General features: G+C 66.2%; 22 protein-coding genes. 14 read left to right on the top strand and 8 right to left on the bottom strand.

From position 1 onward, the window contains the following. Entirely contained in the window at nt 1–960 is a 960-nt protein-coding gene (locus AC1RL5_RS05525; RefSeq protein ID WP_003218556.1) for an AAA family ATPase, read from the bottom strand. 262 nt (nt 961–1,222) lie between these two features. Beyond that, on the bottom strand, nt 1,223–1,579 hold the full coding sequence (locus tag AC1RL5_RS05520; protein ID WP_019094865.1) for a hypothetical protein: 357 nt from the start codon (nt 1,577–1,579) through the stop codon (nt 1,223–1,225). A gap of 547 nt (nt 1,580–2,126) precedes the next feature. On the opposite strand from AC1RL5_RS05520, the gene AC1RL5_RS05515 reads away from it, so the two are divergent. Next, the gene (locus AC1RL5_RS05515) at nt 2,127–6,986 is read left to right on the top strand and encodes an NAD-glutamate dehydrogenase (RefSeq protein ID WP_011061034.1); all 4,860 of its coding nucleotides are present in this window, start codon (nt 2,127–2,129) and stop codon (nt 6,984–6,986) included. 97 nt (nt 6,987–7,083) lie between these two features. Here AC1RL5_RS05515 and AC1RL5_RS05510 read toward each other — a convergent pair whose 3' ends face one another. From AC1RL5_RS05510 to AC1RL5_RS05500, 3 genes are all read right to left on the bottom strand, one after another. Beyond that, on the bottom strand, nt 7,084–7,806 hold the full coding sequence (locus tag AC1RL5_RS05510; RefSeq protein WP_239692714.1) for an META and DUF4377 domain-containing protein: 723 nt from the start codon (nt 7,804–7,806) through the stop codon (nt 7,084–7,086). 366 nt (nt 7,807–8,172) lie between these two features. Continuing rightward, a complete protein-coding gene (locus AC1RL5_RS05505) occupies nt 8,173–9,537 on the bottom strand; it encodes an ArnT family glycosyltransferase (protein WP_219737425.1) in 1,365 nt (454 codons plus the stop codon). 286 nt (nt 9,538–9,823) lie between these two features. Then, nucleotides 9,824–10,138 carry a hypothetical protein gene (locus AC1RL5_RS05500; RefSeq protein WP_011061037.1) on the bottom strand — a complete coding sequence of 105 codons (315 nt, stop codon included), beginning with the start codon at nt 10,136–10,138 and terminating at the stop codon, nt 9,824–9,826. 244 nt (nt 10,139–10,382) lie between these two features. Here AC1RL5_RS05500 and AC1RL5_RS05495 point away from each other — a divergent pair, with 244 nt between their 5' ends. The 3 genes from AC1RL5_RS05495 to AC1RL5_RS05485 are packed head-to-tail and all read left to right on the top strand — an operon-like array spanning nt 10,383 to nt 12,569. Beyond that, the gene (locus AC1RL5_RS05495; protein ID WP_050783811.1) at nt 10,383–11,039 is read left to right on the top strand and encodes an STN domain-containing protein; all 657 of its coding nucleotides are present in this window, start codon (nt 10,383–10,385) and stop codon (nt 11,037–11,039) included. Then, complete coding sequence (locus tag AC1RL5_RS05490; protein ID WP_011061039.1) at nt 11,036–11,581, top strand: RNA polymerase sigma factor; 546 nt, start codon at nt 11,036–11,038, stop codon at nt 11,579–11,581. Before AC1RL5_RS05495 ends, AC1RL5_RS05490 begins: the two co-directional genes overlap by 4 nt. Before the next feature lie 37 nt (nt 11,582–11,618). Beyond that, nucleotides 11,619–12,569, top strand: coding sequence for a FecR family protein (locus AC1RL5_RS05485; RefSeq protein ID WP_053158187.1), 951 nt, complete (start codon nt 11,619–11,621; stop codon nt 12,567–12,569). Between the two features lie 126 nt (nt 12,570–12,695). Here the strand turns inward: AC1RL5_RS05485 and gspJ are convergent, their stop codons facing one another. Together gspJ and AC1RL5_RS05475 are read right to left on the bottom strand one after the other, a co-directional pair. Next, nucleotides 12,696–13,307: a type II secretion system minor pseudopilin GspJ gene (gspJ, locus tag AC1RL5_RS05480; RefSeq protein WP_015635429.1), complete on the bottom strand. Its 612-nt coding sequence runs from the start codon at nt 13,305–13,307 to the stop codon at nt 12,696–12,698. Next, complete coding sequence (locus tag AC1RL5_RS05475; RefSeq protein WP_011061042.1) at nt 13,304–13,765, bottom strand: GspH/FimT family pseudopilin; 462 nt, start codon at nt 13,763–13,765, stop codon at nt 13,304–13,306. The genes gspJ and AC1RL5_RS05475 overlap by 4 nt, the downstream gene beginning before the upstream one ends. Nucleotides 13,766–13,895: 130 nt before the next feature. Between AC1RL5_RS05475 and AC1RL5_RS05470 the strand changes: the two genes are divergently transcribed. Then, on the top strand, nt 13,896–14,324 hold the full coding sequence (locus AC1RL5_RS05470; RefSeq protein ID WP_011061043.1) for a type II secretion system protein N: 429 nt from the start codon (nt 13,896–13,898) through the stop codon (nt 14,322–14,324). Between the two features lie 3 nt (nt 14,325–14,327). Here AC1RL5_RS05470 and gspI read toward each other — a convergent pair whose 3' ends face one another. Continuing rightward, nucleotides 14,328–14,714: a type II secretion system minor pseudopilin GspI gene (gene gspI, locus AC1RL5_RS05465; protein ID WP_011061044.1), complete on the bottom strand. Its 387-nt coding sequence runs from the start codon at nt 14,712–14,714 to the stop codon at nt 14,328–14,330. 148 nt (nt 14,715–14,862) lie between these two features. Between gspI and gspG the strand changes: the two genes are divergently transcribed. The 9 genes from gspG to AC1RL5_RS05420 all read left to right on the top strand — a co-directional run bounded on the left by gspG (nt 14,863) and on the right by AC1RL5_RS05420 (nt 26,333). Next, nucleotides 14,863–15,312, top strand: a complete 450-nt coding sequence (gspG, locus tag AC1RL5_RS05460) for a type II secretion system major pseudopilin GspG (protein ID WP_011061045.1) — start codon at nt 14,863–14,865, stop codon at nt 15,310–15,312. 8 nt (nt 15,313–15,320) lie between these two features. After that, nucleotides 15,321–16,301 (top strand): type II secretion system minor pseudopilin GspK, encoded by a 981-nt coding sequence (gene gspK, locus AC1RL5_RS05455; RefSeq protein ID WP_093402932.1) that lies wholly within the window; start codon nt 15,321–15,323, stop codon nt 16,299–16,301. Next, on the top strand, nt 16,298–17,512 hold the full coding sequence (gene gspL, locus AC1RL5_RS05450; protein WP_492588812.1) for a type II secretion system protein GspL: 1,215 nt from the start codon (nt 16,298–16,300) through the stop codon (nt 17,510–17,512). Before gspK ends, gspL begins: the two co-directional genes overlap by 4 nt. After that, on the top strand, nt 17,505–18,071 hold the full coding sequence (gspM, locus tag AC1RL5_RS05445) for a type II secretion system protein GspM (protein ID WP_492588814.1): 567 nt from the start codon (nt 17,505–17,507) through the stop codon (nt 18,069–18,071). The genes gspL and gspM overlap by 8 nt, the downstream gene beginning before the upstream one ends. Then, the gene (gspD, locus tag AC1RL5_RS05440; protein ID WP_492588816.1) at nt 18,068–20,455 is read left to right on the top strand and encodes a type II secretion system secretin GspD; all 2,388 of its coding nucleotides are present in this window, start codon (nt 18,068–18,070) and stop codon (nt 20,453–20,455) included. The genes gspM and gspD overlap by 4 nt, the downstream gene beginning before the upstream one ends. A gap of 220 nt (nt 20,456–20,675) precedes the next feature. Next, nucleotides 20,676–22,097, top strand: a complete 1,422-nt coding sequence (gspE, locus tag AC1RL5_RS05435) for a type II secretion system ATPase GspE (protein ID WP_015635436.1) — start codon at nt 20,676–20,678, stop codon at nt 22,095–22,097. Continuing rightward, on the top strand, nt 22,097–23,308 hold the full coding sequence (gspF, locus tag AC1RL5_RS05430) for a type II secretion system inner membrane protein GspF (RefSeq protein WP_011061051.1): 1,212 nt from the start codon (nt 22,097–22,099) through the stop codon (nt 23,306–23,308). The genes gspE and gspF overlap by 1 nt, the downstream gene beginning before the upstream one ends. Nucleotides 23,309–23,850: 542 nt before the next feature. Further along, entirely contained in the window at nt 23,851–25,029 is a 1,179-nt protein-coding gene (locus AC1RL5_RS05425) for a substrate-binding domain-containing protein (RefSeq protein WP_065363919.1), read from the top strand. Nucleotides 25,030–25,154: 125 nt separating this feature from the next. Next, nucleotides 25,155–26,333 carry a substrate-binding domain-containing protein gene (locus AC1RL5_RS05420; RefSeq protein WP_093402941.1) on the top strand — a complete coding sequence of 393 codons (1,179 nt, stop codon included), beginning with the start codon at nt 25,155–25,157 and terminating at the stop codon, nt 26,331–26,333. Nucleotides 26,334–26,422: the final 89 nt, after the last annotated feature.

Raw genomic sequence — 26,422 nt, 5'->3', positions numbered from 1 at the left:
TCAGGCGACGGCAACGACGTCGAGGATGCGCTGTACCACACGGTCCTGGTCGATACCGGCCGCTTCAGCCTCGAAGGACAGGATGATGCGGTGGCGCAGTACGTCGAACAGCACGGCCTGGATGTCTTCGGGGCTGACGAAGTCGCGGCCGGCGAGCCAGGCGTGGGCCCGGGCGCAGCGGTCCAGGGCGATGGAACCGCGGGGGCTGGCGCCGTAGGCGATCCATTCGGCCATCTCCGGGTCGAACTTGGCCGGGGTGCGGGTGGCCATCACCAGTTGCACCAGGTATTCCTCCACCGCATCGGCCATGTACAGGCCGAGGATTTCCTTGCGTGCGGCGAAGATCGCCTGCTGGCTGACCCGGCGCTCGGGCTTGGTCTCGCCGTTCAGGGCTTCGCCACGGGCTTGCTGGAGGATCCGCCGCTCCACGGCGGCGTCCGGGAAGCCGATCTTGACGTGCATCAGGAAGCGGTCGAGCTGGGCTTCGGGCAGCGGGTAGGTGCCTTCCTGCTCGATGGGGTTCTGGGTCGCCATCACCAGGAACAGCGGCGACAGTTCATAGGTGCTGCGTCCGACGCTGACCTGGCGCTCGGCCATGGCTTCGAGCAGGGCAGACTGGACCTTGGCCGGAGCGCGGTTGATTTCGTCCGCCAGCACCAGGTTGTGGAAGATCGGGCCTTGCTGGAACACGAAGCTGCCGGTTTCCGGGCGATAGATCTCGGTGCCGGTGATGTCGGCGGGCAGCAGGTCGGGGGTGAACTGGATCCGATGGAATTGCGCTTCAATGCCTTCGGCCAACTCCTTGATGGCCTTGGTCTTGGCCAGCCCCGGAGCGCCCTCGACCAGCATGTGGCCGTCGGCGAGCAGGGCGATGAGCAAGCGCTCGATGAGTTTTTCCTGGCCGAGAATCTGCGTTGAAAGAAAGGTTCGCAGCGCCAAAAGCGCTTCACGATGTTCCATCGGTGACTGTTCCTGGAGAGGGTGCGCCCCGGGCGTTGAGGGAACGTCGGGGCTGGGGGCGATACTTTAATCCATAGCGGGGGTCGGCGACTAACGGGGAAAACCTGATTTGGCGAATTAGTCGAAAAAAATCCGTGTTTTATTCAGCACCACGCGCACCCCCGGTAGGAGCCGGCTTGCCGGCGAAGAGGCCGGCAGGGTTTGCGGCGGGGCCGAAGACGCCTTCGCTGGCAAGCCAGCTCCTGCAAGGGAGGGCGGCGGGTCAGGACAGCTGGCTGATGTAGGTGCCGGTGCCCTTGAGGATGTTCTGCAGGGTTTCCTCCACTTCGGCCAGGTCCGAGGCAGCGGTGCTGTGGCGGATCTCCAGGTGGTCGGCGCCGTTCAGGGCGTCGGCGTCGGCCGCGGCGATTTCGATCAGCAGGGTGGTGGGGCTCAGGGTCACCTTGACGCCATCGAGGGTCGAGGGCTCGCCGTCGAGGGTGATCTCCAGTTCGTCTTCGTCCGGGTAGCGGCTCATCAGGAACATCTCGCCCTGGGTGCTGTGGCAGCAGAGCATGGCCATGTTGTCTTCTTCGTCGTCACAGGGGTTGGCGATCAGGTGGGCGGTGGTCATGTGCATGGGGGCATTCCTGAGAGAGTGGCCGGGCGGGCAGAAAGGAAACAATTCTGCCAGCCCGATGGAATTTCTGCTGGCTTGTCTGTCAGAGAACAGGTCGTGAACACAATCGCTGCGGCAGTCACTTTTGGTACGCAAGTACCGTGAATCCGGGGAAAAAAACCGGTTTTTCCACCGCGGCTGCTAGTGTTGCTCAAAGCGTGAGCGTTCTGCTGCGTGCCGTTGACCGAATATGTCGCAGCATCGCAAGCAGCTGTCACATCGCACTCGTTAAGCTGCGCAGCGGACAATTTGTTCTTAGTGCAATAGGTTGCGTCTGATTTGTGATGGTCACCTGTAAAGGCATTGCGCTCGGTTTCCCGGCAAGCGTCAGTCGTTTTTGCAGATGCCCATCCCCGGAAGGTGAATGTGACCTGTGCGTCTCGTCCAGCTTCACCCACCTGTCATCCTGCTACCTCTGCCCGAGACCAGGAGCAGGATGCGGCACCGCCCCGCGAGGGGTTTGCACGCGACGCTTCCATCAATAACAAGCCCAAGCGGAGTACCACAGATGGCGTTCTTCACCGCAGCCAGCAAAGCCGACTTCCAGCACCAACTGCAAGCGGCACTGGCGCAGCACATCAGTGAACAGGCACTGCCACAAGTGGCGCTGTTCGCTGAACAATTCTTCGGCATCATTTCCCTGGACGAACTCACCCAGCGTCGCATGTCCGACCTGGCGGGCTGCACCCTTTCTGCCTGGCGCCTGCTTGAGCGCTTCGACCACGGGCAACCGCAGGTCCGCGTCTACAACCCCGATTACGAACGCCATGGCTGGCAGTCGACCCACACTGCTGTGGAAGTCCTGCACCACGACCTGCCGTTTTTGGTGGACTCGGTACGCACCGAGCTCAACCGTCGCGGCTACAGCATCCACACCCTGCAGACCACCGTGCTCAGCGTACGTCGTGGCAGCAAGGGCGAGCTGCTGGAAATCCTGCCCAAGGGCACCCAGGGCGAAGGCATCCAGCAAGAGTCGCTGATGTACCTGGAGATCGACCGTTGCGCCAATGCCGCCGAACTCAGCGTGCTGGGCAAGGAGCTGGAGCAGGTACTGGGCGAAGTGCGGGTCGCCGTCGCCGACTTCGAGCCGATGAAGGCCAAGGTCCAGGAACTGATCCAGAGCATCGACAACAGCCAGTTCCCGATCGCCGCCGAAGAAAAGACCGAGATCAAGAGCTTCCTCGAATGGCTGGTGGGCAACCACTTCACCTTCCTCGGCTATGAAGAATTCGTGGTCGGCGCCGACCAGGACGGCGGGCATATCGAATATGACCCGAACTCCTTCCTCGGCCTGGCCAAGCTGCTGCGCGCCGGCCTGACCAGCGATGACCTGCGCATCGAAGACTACGCCGTCAACTACCTGCGCGAACCGACGCCGCTGTCCTTCGCCAAGGCCGCGCACCCGAGCCGCGTGCACCGTCCGGCCTACCCGGATTTCGTCTCGATCCGCCAGATCGATGCCGACGGCAAGGTCATCAAGGAATGCCGCTTCATGGGCCTGTACACCTCTTCGGTGTACGGCGAGAGCGTGCGGGTGATCCCTTACATCCGCCGCAAGGTCGAAGCCATCGAGCAGCGCTCGGGCTTCCAGGCCAAGGCGCACCTGGGCAAGGAACTGGCCCAGGTCCTGGAGGTACTGCCTCGCGATGACCTGTTCCAGACCCCGGTGGACGAGCTGTTCAGCACCGTGATGTCCATCGTGCAGATCCAGGAACGCAACAAGATCCGCGTGTTCCTGCGCAAGGACCCCTACGGCCGTTTCTGCTACTGCCTGGCCTACGTGCCGCGCGACATCTATTCCACCGAAGTGCGGCAGAAGATCCAGCAAGTGCTGATGGATCGCCTGCAGGCCACCGACTGCGAGTTCTGGACCTTCTTCTCCGAGTCGGTACTGGCCCGCGTGCAGTTGATCCTGCGGGTGGACCCGAAACAGCGCATCGACATCGATCCGCTGCTGCTGGAAAAGGAAGTGGTGCAGGCCTGCCGCAGCTGGCAGGACGACTACGCCAGCCTGGTGGTGGAAAGCTTCGGCGAAGCCCACGGCACCAACGTGCTGGCGGACTTCCCCAAAGGCTTCCCGGCCGGCTACCGCGAACGCTTCGCTGCCCATTCGGCGGTGGTGGACATGCAGCACCTGCTGAGCCTCACCGAAGCCAACCCCCTGGTGATGAGCTTCTACCAGCCCCTGGGCCAGGTCTCCGGCCAGCGCGAGCTGCACTGCAAGCTGTACCACGCCGACACCCCGCTGGCGCTGTCCGACGTGCTGCCGATCCTGGAAAACCTCGGCCTGCGCGTGCTGGGCGAATTCCCGTACCGCCTGCGTCACAACAATGGCCGTGAGTTCTGGATCCACGACTTCGCCTTCACCGCCGCCGAAGGCCTGGACCTGGATATCCAGCAGCTCAACGACACGCTGCAGGACGCCTTCGTCCATATCGTGCGCGGCGATGCCGAGAACGATGCCTTCAACCGCCTGGTGCTGACCGCCGGCCTGCCATGGCGCGACGTGGCGCTGCTGCGTGCCTACGCCCGCTACCTGAAGCAGATCCGCCTGGGCTTCGACCTGGGCTACATCGCCAGCACCCTGAACAACCACACCGACATCGCCCGCGAGTTGACCCGGTTGTTCAAGACCCGCTTCTACCTGGCGCGCAAGCTCACCAGCGACGACCTGGAAGACAAGCAGCAGCGTCTGGAGCAGGCGATCCTCACCGCCCTGGACGACGTCCAGGTGCTCAACGAAGACCGCATCCTGCGGCGCTACCTGGACCTGATCAAGGCCACCCTGCGCACCAACTTCTACCAGACCGACGCCAACGGCCAGAACAAGTCCTACTTCAGCTTCAAGTTCAACCCGCACCTGATCCCCGAGCTGCCCAAGCCGGTGCCCAAGTTCGAAATCTTCGTCTACTCGCCGCGTGTCGAAGGCGTGCACCTGCGCTTCGGCAACGTTGCCCGTGGCGGCTTGCGCTGGTCCGACCGTGAAGAAGACTTCCGCACCGAAGTCCTGGGCCTGGTCAAAGCCCAGCAAGTGAAGAACTCGGTGATCGTGCCGGTGGGCGCCAAGGGTGGCTTCCTGCCGCGTCGCCTGCCACTGGGTGGCAGCCGGGACGAGATCGCGGCCGAGGGCATCGCCTGCTACCGCATCTTCATCTCCGGCCTGCTGGACATCACCGACAACCTGAAGGACGGCGCCCTGGTGCCGCCGGCCAACGTCGTGCGCCATGACGACGATGACCCCTACCTGGTGGTCGCGGCGGACAAGGGCACTGCGACCTTCTCCGACATCGCCAACGGCATTGCCATCGACTACGGCTTCTGGCTGGGTGACGCCTTCGCCTCTGGCGGTTCGGCCGGTTACGACCACAAGAAGATGGGCATCACCGCCAAGGGCGCGTGGGTTGGCGTGCAGCGCCACTTCCGCGAGCGCGGCATCAATGTCCAGGAAGACAGCATCACCGTGGTCGGCGTCGGCGACATGGCCGGCGACGTGTTCGGCAACGGCTTGCTGATGTCCGACAAGCTGCAACTGGTGGCGGCGTTCAACCACCTGCACATCTTCATCGACCCGAACCCGGATCCGGCCACCAGCTTCGTCGAGCGCCAGCGCATGTTCGCGCTGCCGCGTTCGGCCTGGAGCGACTACGACACCAGCATCATGTCCGAAGGCGGCGGTATCTTCTCCCGTAGCGCCAAGAGCATCGCCATCTCGCCGCAGATGAAAGAGCGCTTCGACATCCAGGCCGACAAGCTGACCCCGACCGAGCTGCTCAACGCCTTGCTCAAGGCGCCGGTGGACCTGCTGTGGAACGGTGGTATCGGCACCTACGTCAAGGCCAGCACCGAGAGCCACGCCGACGTCGGCGACAAGGCCAACGACGCCCTGCGCGTCAACGGCAACGAGCTGCGCTGCAAGGTGGTGGGCGAGGGCGGCAACCTGGGCATGACCCAGCTGGGTCGTGTGGAGTTCGGCCTCAATGGCGGCGGTTCCAACACCGACTTCATCGACAACGCCGGTGGCGTGGACTGCTCCGACCACGAAGTGAACATCAAGATCCTGCTCAACGAAGTGGTGCAGGCCGGTGACATGACCGACAAGCAGCGCAACCAGCTGCTGGCGAGCATGACCGACGAAGTCGGCGGCCTGGTGCTGGGCAACAACTACAAGCAGACCCAGGCCCTGTCCCTGGCTGCGCGCCGTGCCTACGAGCGTGCCGCCGAGTACAAGCGCCTGATGAGCGACCTGGAAGGCCGTGGCAAGCTGGACCGCGCCATCGAGTACCTGCCGACCGAGGAGCAGCTCACCGAGCGCGCCGCCACCGGCAAGGGCCTGACCCGTCCGGAACTGTCGGTGCTGATTTCCTACAGCAAGATCGACCTCAAGGAAGCCCTGCTCAAGTCCCTGGTACCGGATGACGACTACCTGACCCGTGACATGGAGACCGCGTTCCCGCCAAGCCTGGTGGCCAAGTTCTCCGAGGCCATGCGTCGCCATCGTCTCAAGCGCGAGATCGTCAGCACCCAGATCGCCAACGACCTGGTCAACCACATGGGCATCACCTTCGTGCAGCGTCTGAAGGAGTCCACCGGCATGAGCCCGGCGAACGTCGCCGGTGCCTATGTGATCGTGCGGGACATCTTCCACCTCCCGCACTGGTTCCGTCAGATCGAAGCCCTGGACCACCAGGTTTCGGCTGAAGTGCAACTGGCGTTGATGGACGAGCTGATGCGCCTGGGCCGTCGTGCCACCCGCTGGTTCCTGCGCAGCCGGCGCAACGAGCAGGATGCGGCGCGTGACGTTGCGCACTTTGGTCCGCACCTGGCGGCGCTGGGCCTGAAGCTCGACGAACTGCTCGAAGGCCCGACCCGCGAGGGCTGGCAAGCCCGTTACACCGCCTATGTCGAAGCCGGTGTGCCGGAGTTGCTGGCGCGCATGGTTGCAGGCACTACTCACCTGTACACCCTGCTGCCGATCATCGAGGCCGCTGATGTGACCGGCCACGATGCGGCGGAAGTGGCCAAGGCCTACTTCGCCGTGGGCAGTGCCCTCGACCTGCCGTGGTACCTGCAGCAGATCAGCGATCTGCCGGTGGCCAACAACTGGCAGGCGGCGGCGCGCGAAGCCTTCCGCGATGACGTGGACTGGCAGCAGCGGGCGATCACCATCAAGGTCCTGCAGATGGCCGATGCGCCGGATGACATGGAGGCCCGCGTGGCTCTGTGGCTGGAGCAGAACGCGAGCATGGCCGATCGCTGGCGCGCCATGATGGTGGAAATCCGTGCCGCCAGCGGCACCGACTACGCCATGTATGCGGTGGCCAACCGCGAGTTGCTGGACCTGGCCATGAGCGGTCAGTCGGTGCTGTAACGGCCTGACCCCGCCCAGAACCAAAAAAGCCCCGTATCTTGCGATACGGGGCTTTTTTATTGCCTGCCGGTTTGTGTCGGTTGGCGGGTGGCTCGGCTCAGTGGGCCGCCGAGGCGTCCTGCTCGACCACCATGTCCAGCACATAGACGCTGGACGGGGCATCGGCGGGTGCATTCTTCCACTCGTACTGCTTGACACGCAGCACATTGCGCACGCCGTCCTGGTGCTCGTAGCCCTCGATGGACTGGTACAGCGGGTGCCAGGTGTCCTGGGTCGGCATTTGCAGGCCGGCGTCGTCGTAGCGGCGCTCACGTACTTGCAGGCACTGGAAGTCGGGGATCAGCGGGTGGCTGCACTTGACGGTCTTGGCCGCCACTTCCAGGAAGCGGGTCTGGCCCTGGCTGCCGTAGCGGGTTTCCGGGGTGGGCTGGCCTTCGAACGTGAGCAGGGTGCCGTCCTGGGTGGCCAGTTGCAGGGTCGGGGTCGACTGGTCGCCGCCGAAGGTGGTGCGCAGGTCGCCCTTGAGCAGGTTGGCGATTTGTGCGTCCAGGGCCATCAGTTTCGGCTCGCAGGCCATCAGGGTGGCGGCCAGTGGCTGTACCTTGAGCACGCCATTTTCATGCTGGAAGCCGCCGAACTGGCGGTTGCAGCCGCCGCTGATGCTCAGGTTCTGCCCGGCGAAGGTCAGGCGCAGCTGGCGCTCGATGCCCTTGTCCAGGGCGGCGACGGGCTTGCCCGCCGCATCGCGGGCCGCAACCAGCTGCCAGTAGTAGGCGGACAGCGCAGGCTGGGCGCTGACGGAAGCAGTGCTGGCGGGCATGGAAGAAGATCCTTCAGGGGTGGTGGAAGCCGGGGTGCAGGCCTGGAGCAGGGCGGCACAGACGGATACGAGGAGGATGTTTTGCTTCATGGTTCGCTCTTTCAGCCTTGATGGAGTATGGCCTGCCGCATGGGGGGCAGGCCCAGGCCGGTAACCTGTGGCGGTGAGGTCGTCGGGCCAGTGCTGCGTGGGCCGCAAGCCGCCGCAGGGCGACCTCCGCCGTTACCGATTGCGATGTGACAGCACTGTGCCAGTTCGGTTTCATCGTCGGGGGGCCCCGGGAGTGTTACCAAATCTTGCACGCTGCCGGTGAGCGCCGTTGCCTGCTTCCGGCCGGGCGCTGCGGGCCAGGTGTGGACGCCCGCCTTACCAGAACCAGTAAGGCAGGAATTTGGGAGTGGGTTCTTTGGCCAGTTCCAGATGATAGGTGATGGCGTTGAAGAAGAACCCATCCAGCAAGAGAAAGGCCGCCACGCCGAATGCCAGGACGATGACCTCGTAATGCCGGTGCCCGGTGTACTGCCGGCCGATCCAGTAGCGCACGCCGCTGAGCAGGGCAACGCTTGAAAACACCCCGGCGAAGTCGGGCTGCAGGGGCCGGGCGGCAAAGCTGTTGTAGCCCAGCACCAGCAGCGCCAGGAACGCGCCGATGGCCGGCAGGTTCAGGCACAGGCGCAGCAGGCGTCTGCGGGTGGCGCTGAACAGGCCGTTGGGGTCGATGAAGATATAGGCCGCCAGCAGGGAAATGGCCGGGGTGATGGACAGCACGTAACGCGCCTTCTTCGAGTTGGGAATGGTGAAGAACACAATCAGCACCACGAACCAGGCGCCCAGGTGCAGCAGCAGGCGCGGCGCCGACAGCGACGGGGCGCCGAGCCACTGGCGGCCGCTCCTGGCCATCACGCAGAGGGCGTAGAACGCCGTGAAGCTGTAGGTGATCAGCCCGGCGCTGAAGTAGAAGTAGTAGCGCGGCGAGTGATCGCTGGCGATCCGGCCCAGGCCCTGCATCTCCAGCACTTGCTGCATGAAGGCATCGCCGCCCTGCACGTGGGCGGCCCAGGCCAGTAGCGCGACCCCGGCGGCGAACAGCAGGCCGCTCACCAGCGAGAACCCGACCAGGGTTCGCCACTGCCGGCTCAGCAGGTAATAGCTGCCGACCACCAGTGCCGGGCCGATCATGCCGATCGGGCCGCGCAGGGCAAAGCCCAGGATCAGGCCGAGGAACACCAGCGCCAGGCGTCCGCGCTGCTGCTTGAGGTCGGCGGAGTAGGCCAGGTAGAAGCAGCCCGCGGTGATCAGGGCGGGGTAGATGTCCAGGGCCAGGGAGTTGACGCTATCCACGAAGGCCCAGGTGAACAGCGCAAAGAGCACGCCGCACAGGCCCCATTTGCGCTCATGCAGGGCCCCCAGCTTGTAGATGAACACCAGCATCAGCGACGCAGCGATGCAGAAGGGCAGGCCCATCGACAGCACGGACAGCTGGCCGAAGGGCAGCGACACCAGATAGACCAGCACCGTGTTGGCAATGGTGTAGTCGGGGTAGGGCTGCAGATCGTCGGCAATGGGGAACAGCGTCATGCCGTGCTGCAGCATGTAGTCGGCAAAGTCGACGAAGCGCGTGGTGTAGTTGAGGACTGCCGGTTTGTACTGCAGCGCCATGAACAGCGCGAGGGCAATCAGGAAAATGCTTTGGCAGGGGCGCTGCAGGATCAGCTTTTTATAGTCTTCCATGCGTCCAACACGCAAAAAAACACCAATGATAGGGTGGCCGGCGGGCGAACGCCATCCACGCGCCGTGTTCGGGGCCGTTGCCGGCACCGGGGTTCAAGGCTCGGCAATCTAGCGCGTCCGGGGTTAACGCCCGGTATACGGGCAGGGGCTGATCAAGGGGGCGCGACGCAGTGCGCGATTGGCCACGGGGCGACCGTCGCCCGCTGCCTTCGCCGCTGTCCAGGCGGGCCCTGGGACGGGCCCGGTGGCGGGTAGCGGCCCGGCAATCGGCCGCCCGCGGCGCCGTTCAGGGCCGTTGCGGCTTGACCGAGGTGCCGAAGGTGTTGCCCATGCGCACGCCGGTGGCCGCCGGCGTCGAGAGCCCGACCTGATTCGGTGGGCGCTTGTTCACCGGGTCCTCCAGGGCCTGCTGGTTGGCCTGGGCCGCCTTCACTGCGTCCGGGTTGTTGCCCATCTGTTTGCTCAGGCAGTTGTAGTCGGGGGCCTTGTAGCCGCCGACGCTGACTTCCACGCAGCCCTCGCTGGCTTCTTCGGCATGCAGCGTCCAGGGCAGGGCGCTGAGCAGCCACAGGGCTGCGCTGTATCGGCTTAATCGTTTCATCCTGGCCTCCTGGCTGGCCCGGGGAATCGGGCTTCGATGCCGGCCGAGTGTAGTGCAAAGCCCGGCCTGAAAAAGTGATGGTTTTTTTGCCGTGGCCGTAACACCAGATTCATAAACTGGCCTCAGGATGACGCTTTTCAGGGATTGGACCGCAGTGCAGCGACGCAGAGCGCAGGTCGGGCGATGGACTTCATTGCACGGGGGCTTGGCGACCTGTGTGGTGGCGCTCGGGCTGCTGCTGTGGATGCCGGCGGGCTGGGCCCAGGGCCCTCCCGGCGGGCCGCCGCGGGTGGATTCACAGGCCCTGCTGGCACTGGAGATACCGGCGCAGAACCTGGCGGATGCCCTGGAGCTGTTCAGCCGCGCCACCGGGATGGCGGTGCTGGTGGACCGGGAGCTGACCCGGGGCCGGCGCTCGGTGGGGATCAACGGTCACTACAGCGCCCGGGAAGGCCTGAGCCGGTTGTTGGCCGGCAGTGGCCTGATGGCCCGCTACGCCCGCAGCGATGCTTTTACCCTGCAGGTGCCGCAGGCCACACAGCCGGCCGTGCAGCCCGGCGCGGCGGGCAGTCGTGCGGCGCGGCTCAACAGCAGCTACGCCAGCGCCCTGCAACGGGCGGTGGAGCGCAGCCTGTGCGGCTCGGCGCTGACTCGGCCGGGGAGCTTTCGCGCCTTGCTGCAACTGTGGATCGGCGGCGACGGAGCGGTGCAACACAGCCGCCTGGTGAGTTCCACCGGCGACCTGCAACGGGATGAGGCGCTGGTGCAGCGCCTGGCCCAGACCCGGGTCGAGCGCCAGGCACCGAGCTCGTTGCGCCAGCCGCTGACCTTACTCTTGATACCGGACACGACAGGGAAACGCATGGACTGCAAGGAATGGGAAGGAGCTTCCGGGGTATGAAAAATACCGGACACAGTGCGATGGTCAGGCTGTTCCTGACGTCCTACGAGGATTTTCGGGTGCGCTTGCGCAGGCGCCTGGGGTCCGAGGACCTGGCCAACGACGTCCTGCACGAAACCTACCTGCGGGTCGACCGCATGGAAGAGCCGCCGAACCTGGCGCAACCCAATGCCTACCTGTACCGCATGGCGCTGAATATTGCCGCCGACCGGCGCCAGTCCGATGCCCGCCTGCTCACCGGCGATGAGGTCGAGGAGCTGTTGCAGATCGCCGACGAAGCCCAGGACCCCTCGCGGGTGGTGGGTGGCCAGAAGGAAATCCAGACCCTGCTCAAGGCCCTCTACGAACTCCCGGCGCGGCGCCGCAAGATCTTCATTGCCGCGCGCCTGGAAGAGGCGCCGCACCTGGAAATTTCCCAGCGCTTCGGCATTTCCACACGGATGGTGGAGAAGGAACTCAAGGCGGCCCTCGGCCATTGCGCCCTGCGCCTGGAAAGAAAAGTCATTCAGCGGTTCGGTCCCGGGGCCGGAAAACCGTCCTAGACAAAGAGCCCTGATCAATCCGTGAGTACCTGCGCGCTTGAACATTTTTAGCATCTCCACACCCCAGGCCTCGGCGGACCAGCAGTTGCTGAACGAAGCCCGGGACTGGCTGGTCCTTCTGACGTCGGGGCGGGCCACCGCCGCCGATGCCCGGGCGCTGCGCCAATGGTGCGGGCAAAGCCCGCAGCACGCGGCCGCCTTCGAGCAGACCAAGGCCCTGTGGCATTGCCTGCAACCGGCCGCGGCGCTGCTGGAACAGCAAGCGCGGCCGCGGCACTTTGGCCGCCGGGCCTTTCTTGGCGGCGCGCTGGCGGCCTCGGCGGCGCTGTTCATGGTGCGGCTCACGGTGCCGGGCGGCTTTGCCGGATTGACCGCCGACTTTGCCACCGAAGTCGGCGAGCAGCGCCGGGTGGATCTGGCCGAGGGCGTGAGCCTGGAGCTCAACACCCAGACCCGCATCAGCCGGCGTGACCTGGGCGCGGGCGAGCAGGGCATCGAACTGCTGGAAGGCGAAGTGGAAGTCTTCAGCCAGCGCCTGCAGCCGCTCAAGGTCCAGGCCGGCGAGGGCTGGCTCAGCGCGCGCCAGGCGCGCTTCAACCTGCGCAACACCGACCACCAGGTGTGCGTCACCTGCATCGAAGGCAGCCTGCAAGTGGACGTGGCCGGGCGCAGCATTGGCCTGGACAGCGGCCGCCAGCTGACCTACGACCCGCGCAGCATCGGCGAGCCCCAGGTGGTGGACATCCACAGCGTGATTGCCTGGCGCGAGCAGGTCCTGGTGTTCGACAACGCCAGCCTCAACACGGTGATCAGCGAGATCAACCGCTACCGCCCGGGAATGCTGGTGCTGCTCAATGCCGAACTGGGCAAGCGCAAGGTCCAGGCGCGTTTCAACCTCAACCAGCTGGCTGGCGTGGCCTTGCTGATCCGCGACGCCTACGGTGCCAAGTGCACCGAACTGCCTGGCGGCGTGGTGCTCCTGAGCTGATCCGCGAAACACCAACAGCCCCCTGTAGGAGCTGGCTTGCCAGCGAAGGGGCCGGCGCTATTTGCCGAATTCTCAGGGCCTGGCCGCTACGCGGTTCGCCGGCAAGCCGGCTCCTACGGGAGAGGGTTATTGCAACGGCCCCAGCACTTGCCGGTAGCGCTCTTCGCCCTGGGGCGTCTGGCGCACCAGGCGGATCTCCAGGCCCAGGGGGCTGTCCTGGCGGTTGCCGCTGAGCTGGCGCCAGCCTTTATCGGCATCCCAGACCCGTACTTGCAGGTCGCTGACCCGGTTCAGCACCGCCACGCCGTCGCGCGGCGCGGGCAAAGGGTAGCGGTCGCGGGGCTCGGCCACGGCGCGGTACAGGGTGTCGCCCTTGAGCCACCAGCGCACCCGTTGCAGGCCATCCCCCGGGGTGGCGGCGCTGCGTATCACCTCCAGGCGAAAGCCCTTGCTGTCGGAGCTGCGCACGCTCAGCGGGGCCGGGCTGTCGGGCTCGGCTTCTTCGCTGTCGCCCAGGGCCGGCTCGCGCAGCTGGGTGCCGGCACGCAGGGCCACGTCACGTTCCAGCTGGTTGAGGGTGCGCAGCAGTTCTTCGGTCTGTTCGGTGCTGGCCTTGAGATGGCTGTCGGCCCGGGTGACGCTGTCCAGGCCGCGCCAGGCAATCAGGCTGACCACCGCCATCAGCATGATCGCCACCATCACTTCGATCAGGGTGAACCCCTGCTGCCGACGCTTCATGGCTGGGTCACCACCCGCAGTTGGCCGGCGGCGCTGCGTTCCAGGCTCAGGCTGTGCTGGCCGTCGGACAACACCAGGCGCAGCGGCGGGTTGATCCATTCGGCGTTCAATACCAGGCGCTGCCTGGGTTCGATGCGCACTTGCAGCGCCGGGGTTTCCCAGGCCCGGGGGCGCAGTTGGGGGTCGCCACGCAAGTCATCGATGCCGCCTCCGGATTCGCTGTGGCGGCTGAAGGCAAAGCCCTTGGCCGTGGCTCGCCAGGTGATCGGCCGACCATCGGCGCGGGCTTCGGCCTGGGCCACTTGCAGCAGTTGCGCCAGGCGCTCGGCGTCCTTGCGCAGCAGTTGCAGCGGGTCGGGCTTGATGCTCAGGCCCACGGCCGCGCTGGCAATGCCGATGATCACCAGCACCACCATCAGCTCGATCAGGGTGAAGCCTTGTTGCTTGCCTGCCTGCATCGGATTGCACTCCTTGGCCCTCGGACCAGCCTGCCAGACGCAGATGATCGTCCGGTGAAATAAAACCGTGAGAATTGAGCGGTAGGCTGGGGGCACGGACAAACAGGAGGTCCCCCCGATGCTACGTGCCATGTCATTCGCCCCGCGCCTTGATGCCCCTCGACTGCTGCAGTACGCGGCCTTGCTGGCGGCCCTGGGTGGGGTCGCCACCTGGTCGTCGCTGCTGCTGACCCCGGCCGAATCCCAGACCCCGGCGGTGGCGCCCCAGGTGCTGGCCGCGCGTTCCGACAACCCGGCCCTGCAGTGGTTTGCCAACCAGCCGGCCCAGGTGCAGATCAAGGTCTCCGGGGTCATGGCCGGGGCCCGTGGCGCAGTGGCGATCCTGCATCTGAACGATGGCCCGCCGCGCAGCTTCCTGGCCGGGGAAACCCTGACCCAGGGTGTGCGCCTGGCTGCGATCGAGGCCGACGGCGTGCTGATCGAGCGCGGCGCCGAGCAGTCGCGGATCAAGGTCAGCAAGCTGCCGGACTCACCGGAGCTGCCGCGGTTGACCCGCTAGGCCTCACTGGCGTTGTACCTGCGGCCGGCTGACCAGGGTTTCCAGGCGCGCAAGCGGCGGCGCCTCGCGGCTGCGGTCGCTGACTTGCACCTGCACCCGCACCAGCCCCGGCGCACTGCCCGGGGCGATGCGGGTTTCGCAGCGCAGCTTGAGCCGTCCCTGGTCGCAGTCGAGGTTCTTCACGCCGCTGTTCAGGCGGCCTTCCAGGCGCACTTCGGCGACCCGGCTCTGGGCCGCCAGCAAGGCCAGGGATTTGTCCCGCAGCAGGCCATTGCTCTGGGTCATCAGGCCCGCCACGCGCACCGCCGCAGCCATCGCCACGGCAATGATGGCCAGGGCCACCAGTACTTCGATCAGGGTGAAACCAGCTTGTTTGCGCAGGGCTTGCATGGGCCGCTCGAGACCGGGAAACAGCCTCGCAGACTAGCCTGCGGGCTTGACCGAATGGCGACCGAAACTCCCGAGGTTTTTCAATACCACTGACATATCTTCTTGCAACACTGCGCGACGAATCGAACTTACGCCAAGGAATGTCGAGATGGATATCGCGCCTGTAACATCCCCGCCCCGAGGCCTGCGCGGCCAGCGTGGCTTCACCCTGATCGAGATCATGGTCGTAGTGGTGATCCTCGGGATCCTGGCAGCCATGGTGGTGCCCAAGGTCCTGGATCGCCCGGACCAGGCACGGGCCACGGCGGCCAGGCAGGACATCGCCGGGCTCATGCAGGCCCTCAAGCTCTATCGCCTGGACCACGGCAGCTACCCGAACATGAACCAGGGCCTGAAGGTGCTGGTGGAGCGCCCGGCCAATGCCAAGGACAGCAACTGGCGCTCCTACCTGGAACGTCTGCCCAATGACCCCTGGGGCCGCCCGTATCACTACCTCAACCCCGGTGCCAACGGCGAAGTGGATGTGTTTTCCCTCGGCGCCGATGGCCAGCCCGACGGCGACGGCGTGAATGCCGATATCGGCTCCTGGCAACTATAGGGCCGGTCGTGAAAGCCCATTCGCCCAGTGCGGCGAAGCAGCGTGGCATGGCCATCATCAGCGCCTTGCTGATCGCCGCGGTGGTGGCGGTGATCGCCGGGGGCATGCTTACCCGGCAAACCTCTTTCACCCGTGCGGTGGAAGCCGAACAGGCGCGGATCGTCGCTGCCGGGGTGCTTCAGGGCGGCCTGGAATACAGCCGGCAACTGCTCTGGGATGCGCGCCAGCGTGATGTGTTGACACGCCTCGACCAGGCCTGGGCGCGGCCCATCGGCGACCAGGCACTGGGTGGATTCAACGCCGGGTTCCAGGGCCACCTGCAAGACCTGCAGGGCAAGTTCAACCTGCGCAACCTGGTGTTCAACCAGCAGGTGGATGCGGGGCAACTGCAGAGCTTCCAGCAGCTGTGCCAACTGATCGGCATCGACGGCGCCCTGGGCCGGCGCATCAGCCAGCGGGTGATCGCTTCCTACCCCCAGCGCCTGCAGGCGCCAGCCGCCACCAGCAGCCATGGCAGTTTCAACAGCGGTCGCCAGACCTCGGCAGGCGCTGCGGCGCAGACCCTGGCGCCCAGGCAGCCGATGCTGCGCAGCCTGGACGACTTGCTGGGCCTTGAGGGCGTGACCCCGGAACTGCTGGTGCGCCTGGAGCCGTACGTGAGCATCCTGCCGGGCAATACCTGGATCAACGGCAACACCGCCAGCGCCGAGGTGCTGGTGGCGGCGGTGCCGGGCCTGGATCTGTCCCGGGCCCGGGCCCTGGTGGCCGAGCGTGACGCCGGGCACTGGTTCATCAACCGTGGCGATTTCGTCAATCGCCTGCGCCTGCCGCAGTTGCAGGTGGACCAGATCAAGGTCGGCATCACCAGCGAGTGGTTCCTGCTTCAGGGCCAGGCCCGCCGTGATCAGCGCCGGGTCAGCCTGCAAGCGCTGCTGCACCGTCCCGAGGACCGCATGCCCCAGGTGATCTGGTCGCGGGTGGGCGCATGAGCCGCCTGCGCATCGGCCTGCCGCCCCTGGACTTGTTGCTCGGCACCGAGCAGCCGCAGCAGTGCCGAGTGGATTTTGCAAGGCTCGATCGTGGCGGGCGGGTCACGGATACTGGTTGCTGTGCCCTGGGCCAGCTGGGGTTGCCGGGCAAGGGTGACAAGCCGCCCGCAGTGGAGTGTTTCCTGCACCCACTGGACAGCCTGCTGACCCAGATCCCATTGCCGCAATTGCCCGCTGCGCGGATCAAGGCCGCGGTGGCCTGCGCTGCCCAGGCGCTGATCCTCGGCCCCAGTGAACAGATGCATGTGGCCCACGGCCCCCGCGATGCAGAGGGCCAGGTGGCGCTGAGCTGGCTGCCCCGGGAACGCCTGCAGGCCCTGGGGCGGCTGCTGGAGCAGGCCGGGTTGAAGCTCGCCGGCCTGTACCCGGCGCCCTACGCCTTGCCGGTGCCGCCCCCGGGGCAGGTCAACCTGTGCCTGCTGGACGAACAGTTGCTGGTGCGCCAGAGCGCCACCCAGGGCAGCGTGCAGCCCCTGGTGGCCGAGACCCTGGAGCAGTTGCGCGCCAGCGCCAGCGAGCTGTGCTGGATCGGTGAAGTGCCAGCGTTGCCGGGGCAACCATTGCCAGCGCCAGAACCCCTGCCGGCGCAATTGCGCTGGAGCGGCACGCCGCCTTCCTGGGGCCTGCACAGCGGCGCGCTGGCCGGCACCCGGGCCCCCCAGGGCTGGGGCCGGGCCCTGGGCTGCTGCGCCCTGGCGGTGGCGATCTGGGTGCTGGGCCTGAACCTGTACGCCGCCCGCGAGGCAGAGCAGGGGCAGCGGCTCAAGGCGCAGATGAGCCAGCGGGTGAAGCAGGTATTCCCCGAATTGCCGGTGGTGCTCAACCCGCTGCAACAGGCTCGCCAGCAACTGGCGGCGCGCCAGAGCAGCGCTGCGGCGGACCCGAGCCAGGGCTTCGCCCACCTGCTGGCCCAGGCGGGGCTGGCCATGCCGTTCATGGTGGGCAGCGTGCAAAGCCTGGAGTTTTCCGGGCAGCGCTTGCAGCTCCAATTGTTGCCAGACACCCCGAAAACCGCCGACAGCGCCTGGCAGGGGGCCCTGATCCAGGCCGGCTACAGCGTCCAGGCCCAGGGCAATGGCTGGAGCCTGGCCCCGGGGCAGGCTCCAGCCGAAGAGAGCACAGCCGAGGCAACGGGAGAAGACAATGAATAAGGCCATGCTGGCGCCGTATCGGGCGCGCTGGTCGCGCCTGCGGGCCCAGGCCCTGGGCCACTGGAACGGCCTGGCCCTGCGGGAAAAGCGCTTGCTGGGGGCCACTGCCCTGGGGTTGCTGGGGCTGTTGCTGTGGTTGCTGCTGATCCAGCCGCCGCTGAAGAAGATCGACTACTGGCAAGCCGAGACACCCAAGCTGCGCTCCCAGGCCGAGGCCCTGGAAGTGCTGCTGCACGAGGTCGCGGCGAGCTCTCGCAATGCCCCGGGCGAAAGCCTGGAACAGGCCCTGCGCCAGGCCCTGGATGCGGCCGGGCTCCAGGGCCGCTACCAGTTGCAACACGCGGATCAAGCCGGCCCCGAGAGCTGGCGGTTGACCTTTGAGCAGGCCCCGGCGGATGCCGTGGTCGGCTGGCTGCTGGGGGCTCCCCGGCAGTTTTCACTGCAGGTGGTGGAGGCTCGTCTGCAACGCGCAGACGCGGCCGCCGTCCAAGACTCGGCAGGCACACTGTCCGGGACCGTTCGCATGGATCAGGCGCAGGGCGCTAAGGAAGCTTCATGAAGTGGTCAGGTTCCAACTACGTGCGCCAGTGTCGCAAGGCCGCACCTTTTCTGCTGCTGGCGCTGGGGGCTTGCAGCAACACCACCTCCACCACGCCGCCGCCCTTGCTGGTGGACAGCGAGCTGGGCCAGCCCCTGGCCGACACCCGGCGCAGCGGCGATCTGCTGGCGGACCGCGAGCGCTTGCAGGCGCAACAGGCGCAACGGCCGAAAGTCCTGCACCCGGTGACCAGCAGCAGCCGCGCCCAGGGCACGTCGCGCAGCACCAGCGTGCCGCGCAATCCTCTGGGGGATCAGCCGGTGCAACTGAACTTCGTCGACGCCGATATCCAGGCGGTGGTGCGCGCGCTGTCCCGTTCCACCGGCCAGCAGTTCCTGGTGGACCCACGGGTCAAGGGCAACCTGACCCTGGTCAGCGAAGGCCAGGTGCCGGCGCACCAGGCCTACGACATGCTGCTGGCGGCCCTGCGCATGCAGGGTTTCTCCGTGGTGGACGTGGGCGGGGTGGCCCAGGTGGTGCCCGAAGCCGACGCCAAGCTGCTGGGCGGGCCGATCTACAGCGCCGACAAGCCGGCGGGCAACGGCATGCTGACCCGCACCTTCCGCCTGCAATATGAAAATGCGGTGAACCTGATTCCGGTGCTGCGGCCCATCGTCTCGCCGAACAACCCGATCAATGCCTACCCGGGCAACAACACCATCGTGGTCACCGACTACGCGGAGAACCTGCAGCGGGTGGCGCAGATCATCAACGGCATCGACACCCCGAGCGCCATCGACACCGATGTGGTGGCGGTGCAGAACGGCATCGCCGTGGACATCGCCACCATGGTCGCCGAACTGCTGGAAACCCAGGGCGCCGACCAGACCCAGAAGATCAGCGTGATCGGCGACCCGCGTTCCAACTCCATCATCATCCGCGCCGGCAGCCCGGAGCGCACCGAACTGGCGCGCAACCTGATCTACAAACTGGACAACGCCCAGAGCAACCCCAGCAACCTGCACGTGGTGTACCTGCGCAACGCCCAGGCCGGCAAGCTGGCCCAGGCCCTGCGCGGGCTGCTCACCGGGGAAAGCGACAGCGCCGGCAGCGACGGCGCCCGGGCCATGCTCAGCGGCATGGGCGGCAACAGCCAGGGCGCCCAGGGCGCGAGCCAGAACAGCAGCGGCACGCCCACCGGCAGTGGCAACCTCAACAACAGCAGCAGCGGCAGTGGTGCCGCCTACGGCCAGGGCAGCAGCGCCGGCCAGGGCGGCACGGGCCAGCAGAATGACCAGAACACCGCCTTCAGTGCCGGTGGCGTGACCATCCAGGCCGATGCCACCACCAACACCTTGCTGATCTCGGCGCCGGACCCGCTGTACCGCAACCTGCGGGAGGTCATCGACCAGCTCGACCAGCGTCGTGCCCAGGTGGTGATCGAGAGCCTGATCGTCGAAGTCAGCGAAGACGATGCCAGCGAGTTCGGCGTGCAGTGGCAGGCCGGCAACCTCGGCGGGCGCGGTGGCTTTGGCGGGGTCAACCTCGGCGGCAGCGGGCTGGTGGGCACGCCGGCGAGCAAGACCAGCATCGACGTGTTGCCCAAGGGCCTGAACGTCGGCGTGGTCAACGGCACGGTGGACATCCCGGGGATCGGCAAGGTGCTGGACCTCAAGGTCCTGGCCCGGGCCCTGAAGAGCAAGGGCGGCACCAACGTGTTGTCGACGCCCAACCTGTTGACCCTGGACAACGAGGCGGCGAGCATCTTCGTCGGCCAGACCATTCCCTTTGTCACCGGCAGCTATGTGACCGGCGGTGGCGGCACCAGCAACAACCCGTTCCAGACCGTGCAGCGTGAAGAAGTGGGCCTGAAGCTCAATGTGCGGCCGCAGATCTCCGAAGGCGGCACGGTGAAGCTGGACATCTACCAGGAGGTCAGCAGCGTCGACCAGCGGGCTTCGGTGGACGCCGGCACCGTGACCAACAAGCGGGCGATCGACACCAGCATCCTGCTGGATGACGGGCAGATCATGGTGCTCGGCGGCCTGCTGCAGGACGGCTACAGCCAGAGCAACGACGCAGTGCCGTGGCTGTCGAACATCCCCGGGCTCGGGGTGCTGTTTCGCAACGACAAGCGCAGCGTGACCAAGACCAACCTGATGGTGTTCCTGCGGCCCTACATCATTCGCGACAGTGGCGCGGGGCGCAGCATTACCCTCAATCGCTATGACTTCATGCGCCGGGTACAGGGCCAGTTGCAGCCGGAGCGCAGTTGGGTGATGCCGGATATCCAGGCGCCGCAACTGCCGGCGGCGAGCAAGGCGATCCCCGGGGCAGTGCCGGTGTCCCTGCAGGGCGTACCGCAGACGCCGCGGGCGCCGATTCGCGCGGTGCCGGTGCAATGAACGGGGCCAAGGGGCTCCAAATCCGGGCTGCCAAGCCCCTCGTAGGCGCCGTCTTGCCGGCGAAGGGGCCCGTGGATCGGGCGCTGATCTTGCTGGCGCCTGCGCTGGCAAGCCAGCGCCTTATGGGGGATGCCCCCATTCATTTCCAGGCCAGCGGGCATCGCGGGTTTCACCGTGGCAGCCCACGCAATGGCGCCGCACCCCACAAGGAGCCACAGCCATGACCACCCAGTTGCCCTACGCCTGGGCCAAGTCCCAGCGCATCCTCCTGCGCCACACCGAGCAGGGCGCGGTGCTGCTGGTGTGCCCCTCGACGCCTGGCTGGTCCATCAGCGAAGCCCGCCGCCAGTTCGGCCCGGCGCGCCTGGAGCGGATTCGCGACGAGGAACTCGACGGCCTGCTGGCCACCGCCTACGCCGACACCGGCAGCGCAGCAGCGGTGGTCGGGGCGGCGGAGAACGAGGTGGACCTGGACCGCCTGATGCAGGACATGCCGGAAATCACCGACCTGCTGGACACCCAGGACGGCGCCCCGGTAATCCGCATGATCAACGCCTTGCTCACCCAGGCCGCGCGGGACGAGGCCAGCGATATCCATATCGAACCCTTCGAGACCCATTCGGTGGTGCGCTACCGGGTCGACGGCACCCTGCGCGACGTGGTGTCGCCACGCAAGGCGCTGCACGGCGCGCTGGTGTCGCGGATCAAGATCATGGCCCAGCTGGACATCGCCGAAAAACGCCTGCCCCAGGACGGGCGCATCGCCCTGCGGGTGGCCGGGCGGCCCATCGATATTCGTGTGTCCACGGTGCCCACCGGGCATGGCGAGCGGGTGGTGATGCGCCTGCTGGACAAGCAGGCCGGGCGCCTGCAACTGGAGACCCTGGGCATGGACCCGGACCTGCTGGCGCGCCTGGATACCCTGATCCGCCAGCCCCATGGCATCGTCCTGGTCACCGGGCCCACCGGCAGCGGCAAGACCACCAGCCTCTACGCGGCCCTGGCCCGGCTGGATGCCAGCACCAGCAATATCCTCACCGTCGAGGACCCGGTGGAATACGACCTGCCGGGCATCAGCCAGATCCAGGTCAACGCCAAGATCGACATGACCTTCGCCCTGGCCCTGCGGGCGATCCTGCGCCAGGACCCGGACATCATCATGATCGGCGAGATCCGCGACCTGGAGACCGCGCAGATCGCGGTCCAGGCCTCGCTCACCGGGCACCTGGTGCTGGCGACCCTGCACACCAACGACGCGGTATCGGCGGTCAACCGCCTGATCGACATGGGGGTGGAGCCGTTTCTCCTGGCCTCGTCGATGCTCGGGGTGCTGGCCCAGCGCCTGGTGCGGCGCCTGTGCAGCCAGTGCAAGGAGCAGGACCCGGCCAACCCCGGCACCTGGCGCCCGGTGGGCTGCCCGGCCTGCAACCACATCGGCTACAGCGGGCGAACCGGGATCCATGAGCTGTTCTGCATCGATGACGATGTGCGCAGCCTGATCCACCAGGGCGCCGAGGAGCAGGCCCTGCGTGCCGCCGCGCGCCGGGCCGGGATGTTCAGCATGCGCGAGGACGGTGAACGCTGGGTGCGCAGCGGCGCCACCGCGCCGGAAGAAATCCTGCGTGTGACACGGGACGCCTGATGAATCGCTATCGCTATGAAGCCGCCGACGCCCTCGGCAAGATCGAATCCGGGCACCTGGAAGCCGACAGCCAGGGTGCGGCCTTCGCCAGCCTGCGCAGCCGCGGCCTGACCGCCTTGCTGGTGCAGCTCGATGGCAACGGCGGCGACGGCGGAGCAGGGGGGCTACTGCGCCCCAGGCTCTCGGACAACGACCTGGCCTGGGCCACCCGCCAGCTGGCCAGCCTGCTGGGGGCCAGCCTGCCGCTGGAGGCCGCGCTGAGCGCCACGGTGGAGCAGGCCGAGCGCAAGCACATCGCCCAGACCCTGAGCGCGGTGCGCGCGGATGTGCGCAGCGGCATGCGCCTGGCCGAGGCCCTGGCGGCGCGGCCCAGGGATTTTCCGGAGATCTACCGGGCGCTGATCGCCGCCGGCGAAGAGTCCGGCGACCTGGCCCAGGTCATGGAGCGGCTGGCGGACTACATTGAAGAGCGCAACGGCCTGCGGGGCAAGATCCTCACCGCCTTTATCTACCCGGGGGTGGTGGGGCTGGTGTCCATCGGCATCGTGATCTTCCTGCTCAGCTATGTGGTGCCTCAGGTGGTCAGTGCCTTCTCCCAGGCGCGCCAGGACCTGCCGGGGCTGACCCTGGCCATGCTCAATGCCAGTGATTTCATCCGTGCCTGGGGCGGCCTGTGTTTTGCCGCCATGGTCGCCGGGTTCTGGGGCTGGCGGGTGTACCTGCGCAACCCCCGGGCGCGCTTGAACTGGCACAGCCGGATCCTGCGCCTGCCGCTGATCGGGCGCTTTGTCCTGGGGCTGAACACCGCGCGTTTTGCCTCGACCCTGGCGATCCTCGGCAGCGCCGGGGTGCCTTTGTTGCGGGCCCTGGAAGCGGCGCGCCAGACCCTGTCCAACGACCGCCTGAGCCAGAGCGTGAGCGAGGCCACGGCCAAGGTGCGCGAAGGCGCCAACCTGGCGGCGGCGCTGCGGGTGGAAAAAGTCTTTCCGCCGGTGCTGATCCACCTGATCGCCAGCGGCGAGAAGACCGGCGCCTTGCCGCCGATGCTGGAACGGGCGGCGCAGACCCTGTCGCGGGACATCGAGCGTCGGGCCATGGGCATGACCGCCTTGCTCGAACCCTTGATGATCGTTGTGATGGGCGGTGTGGTGCTGGTGATCGTGATGGCGGTACTGCTGCCGATCATCGAGATCAACCAGTTGGTCACTTGAACCGCACGACCCAACCCGACCTGACCTGACCCCGTCTGGCCCGGTCCGTAGGCGCTGGCTCGCCAGCGAAGGCGTCGGCAGCGGCGATGCAGGGCTGGCGGGCCTCTTCGCCGGCAAGCCGGCTCCTACGAGAGCGAAGCGGTGGTGCGAAGCACAGGGCAGGGCAGCGATAAAATTTCGCGCCGCGTGCCTCACTCCCGACCGGGCAACGGGCCAACCTCGGGTTCCTCGTTCTGTCATGTTCAGACCCGGTGGCCAGCCCCCTCGGCGCTTGCAGGGCAATGCCGCTTCCAGCCCCGGCAACCTGGCGGTCATTTTCCCGGGAAAGGCGCGAAAACCTCCGACAAACACCCGAGAATCTTTTGCAAAAACAGGCGCTTTCTCCCGAGGTTTTTTCCTTTATCTGTCACCGGAAACTGCGAACTTCTCTCCCCATGGCCTCACCCATCAAGCCGTCTGGATCAAGGCTTCTGGCCCGAGTGCCATGGCGTCATGCAAGAGCTATTCACCCAACGTACGAACACGACGAAAGGAGATTCTTCATGTTTAAGCGCAACGTTCTCGCGGCATCCCTGACCCTGGCTGCCCTGTGCTCGGCACAGGCTGCAATGGCTGATATCAACGGCGGTGGCGCAACCCTGCCACAACCGCTGTACCAGACCGCTGGCGTGCTGACCGCCGGCTTCGCTCCCTACATCGGCGTAGGCAGCGGCAACGGCAAGGCTGCCTTCCTGAACAACGACTACACCAAGTTCGTGGCCGGCACCACCGGCAAGAACGTGCACTGGGCCGGTAGCGATTCCAAGCTCACCGCTGCCGAATTGAACAGCTACGCCACTGGCCACCAAGCGGCCTGGGGCAAGCTGATCCAGGTGCCTTCGGTGGCCACTTCGGTTGCCGTTCCATTCAACAAGGCCGGCACTGCTGCCGTTGACCTGAGCGTCAACGACCTGTGCGGCGTGTTCTCGGGCCGTGTTTCCGACTGGAGCCAGATTGCAGGTTCGGGCCGTACCGGCGCCATCACCGTGGTCTACCGCAATGAAAGCAGCGGCACCACCGAGCTGTTCACCCGCTTCCTGAACGCCAAGTGCGCCGAGACCGGCACCTTCGCCGTGACCACCAACTTCGCCTCCAGCTACTCGGGTGGCCTGCCTGCCGGTGCGGTTGCCGCTGTTACCAGCCAAGGCGTCATGGACGCGCTGAACGCTGGCGACGGTCGCATCACCTACATGAGCCCGGACTACGCCGCGCCGACCCTGGCCGGCCTGGACGACGCTACCAAGGTGGCCAAGGTGGCTGGCGTTTCCCCGGCGCCTGCCAACGTTTCCTCGGCTATCGCCGCGGTTGCCGTGCCTGATACCACTGTTCGTGGCGACCAGAACCTGTGGGTTCCTGTCTTCACTTCCCAGGCCAACATCGACGCCAACCCAAGCGACAAGAGCCTGCGCCTGTACCCAACCAGCGGTTACCCAATCCTGGGCTTCACCAACCTGATCTTCAGCCAGTGCTACGCCGACGCTAACCAGACTTCGCAAGTACGGGCTTTCTTCAGCCGTCACTACGGTGCCCTGGTGAACAACGACACCGCCATCAACAACAACCGCTTCGTGCCTCTGCCAGCTGCCTGGAAAACCGCAGTACGTGACTCGTTCGTCACTGCCTCCAGCGGCCTGAGCATCGGTAACGCCAGCGTCTGCAACGCCATCGGCCGTCCGCTGTAACTCTCGCGTCCGATACCTGCAGCCCCCGGATCAGCAACGGTTTCGACCGTTGCTGATTTTTTTCATGCTCGGCACAACGGTCCGGCACGAGTGCTCGCCCGTCCTGATACGACAGGAGTCATGTCATGTTCAAAATGCATTGGTTAGCCACGTCACTGGTGGGCAGCGCCCTATGTGCCCAGTTGGCCCTGGCGGATATCAACGGTGGCGGGTCGACGCTGCCGCAGTCGTACTACCTGGCGCCCGGGGTACTGACGGCGGGTTTTGCGCCCTACATCGGTTCTGATCTCGGGGACAAGGAAGCCTTTCTGAACAACGACTACAACCGCCTGATTCCGGGCGCCCCTACCCGGAACGTGCACTGGGTGGCCACTGAATCGAAGTTGAGAGGCAGCGAGCTCGACGGCTACTCCATGGCCCATGGGGCGAGCTGGGGGCCGTTGATCCAGGTGCCCGTCGCCGCCACGGCGGTGGCGATCCGCTTCAACAAGGCCGGCATTGGCAACCTGGACCTGAGCGTCAATGACGTGTGCGGGATCTTCTCGGGCCGGCTGGACCGTTGGGAGTACCTGTCGAGCGGTGCAGGCACTAACGGACCACTGACGGTGGTCTACCCGCAAGGGCCCAGTGGCACCACCGAGCTGTTTACCCGTTTTCTCAATGCCAAGTGCTCTGAACCGGCCGGGCCTTTCGCGGTGACCCGGTTCTTCGCCAACGCTTATCCAGCCTCGGTGCCACAGACCGCCAAGAGCGCGCAGGGCAGCCCCCAGATCATGGAAGTGCTCAATGCAACCCCGGGGAGTGTGACCTTCATCGGTTCGAGCCACGCATCCAGCACCCTTGCCGGGCTGGAAGATGGCAGCAAGGTAGCGCGGGTAGGGGGGATAGCCCCGACACCGGCGAACATCGTCAATGCCATCAGCCTGATCAGCCCGCCGACGGCGAACCTATCGACCGGCCCGTTCAGCGACCCCATCAGGTGGGTACCGGTGTTCGCCGCTTCGTTCGATGGCAATGACCCCTCGGTGGTGCCATTTCCCAGCGTCGGGTATCCGATCCTGGGCTTTAGCACCGCGATTTTCAGCCAGTGCTACGCCGATGCGACGCAAACCGCCCAGGTGCGGGCGTTCTTTGCCCGCCAGTACGGTTCGCTGGTCACTAACGATGCGGCACTGCTCAACAACAACCTGCAACCCTTGCCGGCGATCTGGAAGGCCGCGATACGGAACGCCTTCGTGACACCCGCCAGCCTGCGCAGTATCGGCAACCCCAATATCTGCAACGCCATTGGCCGACCTTTCTAGCCGGCCAGCGCCGCTTGCCCCTGCCTGCCGCCGTGGCACGCAGGGGCAGGGGCGACACCCTGCACCCCAAAGATGAATTTTCCGTGACA

The sequence above is a fragment of the Pseudomonas sp. GW822-FHT06D10 genome, from assembly GCF_058799535.1.
This window is presented reverse-complemented; position numbering and strand designations above follow the sequence as displayed.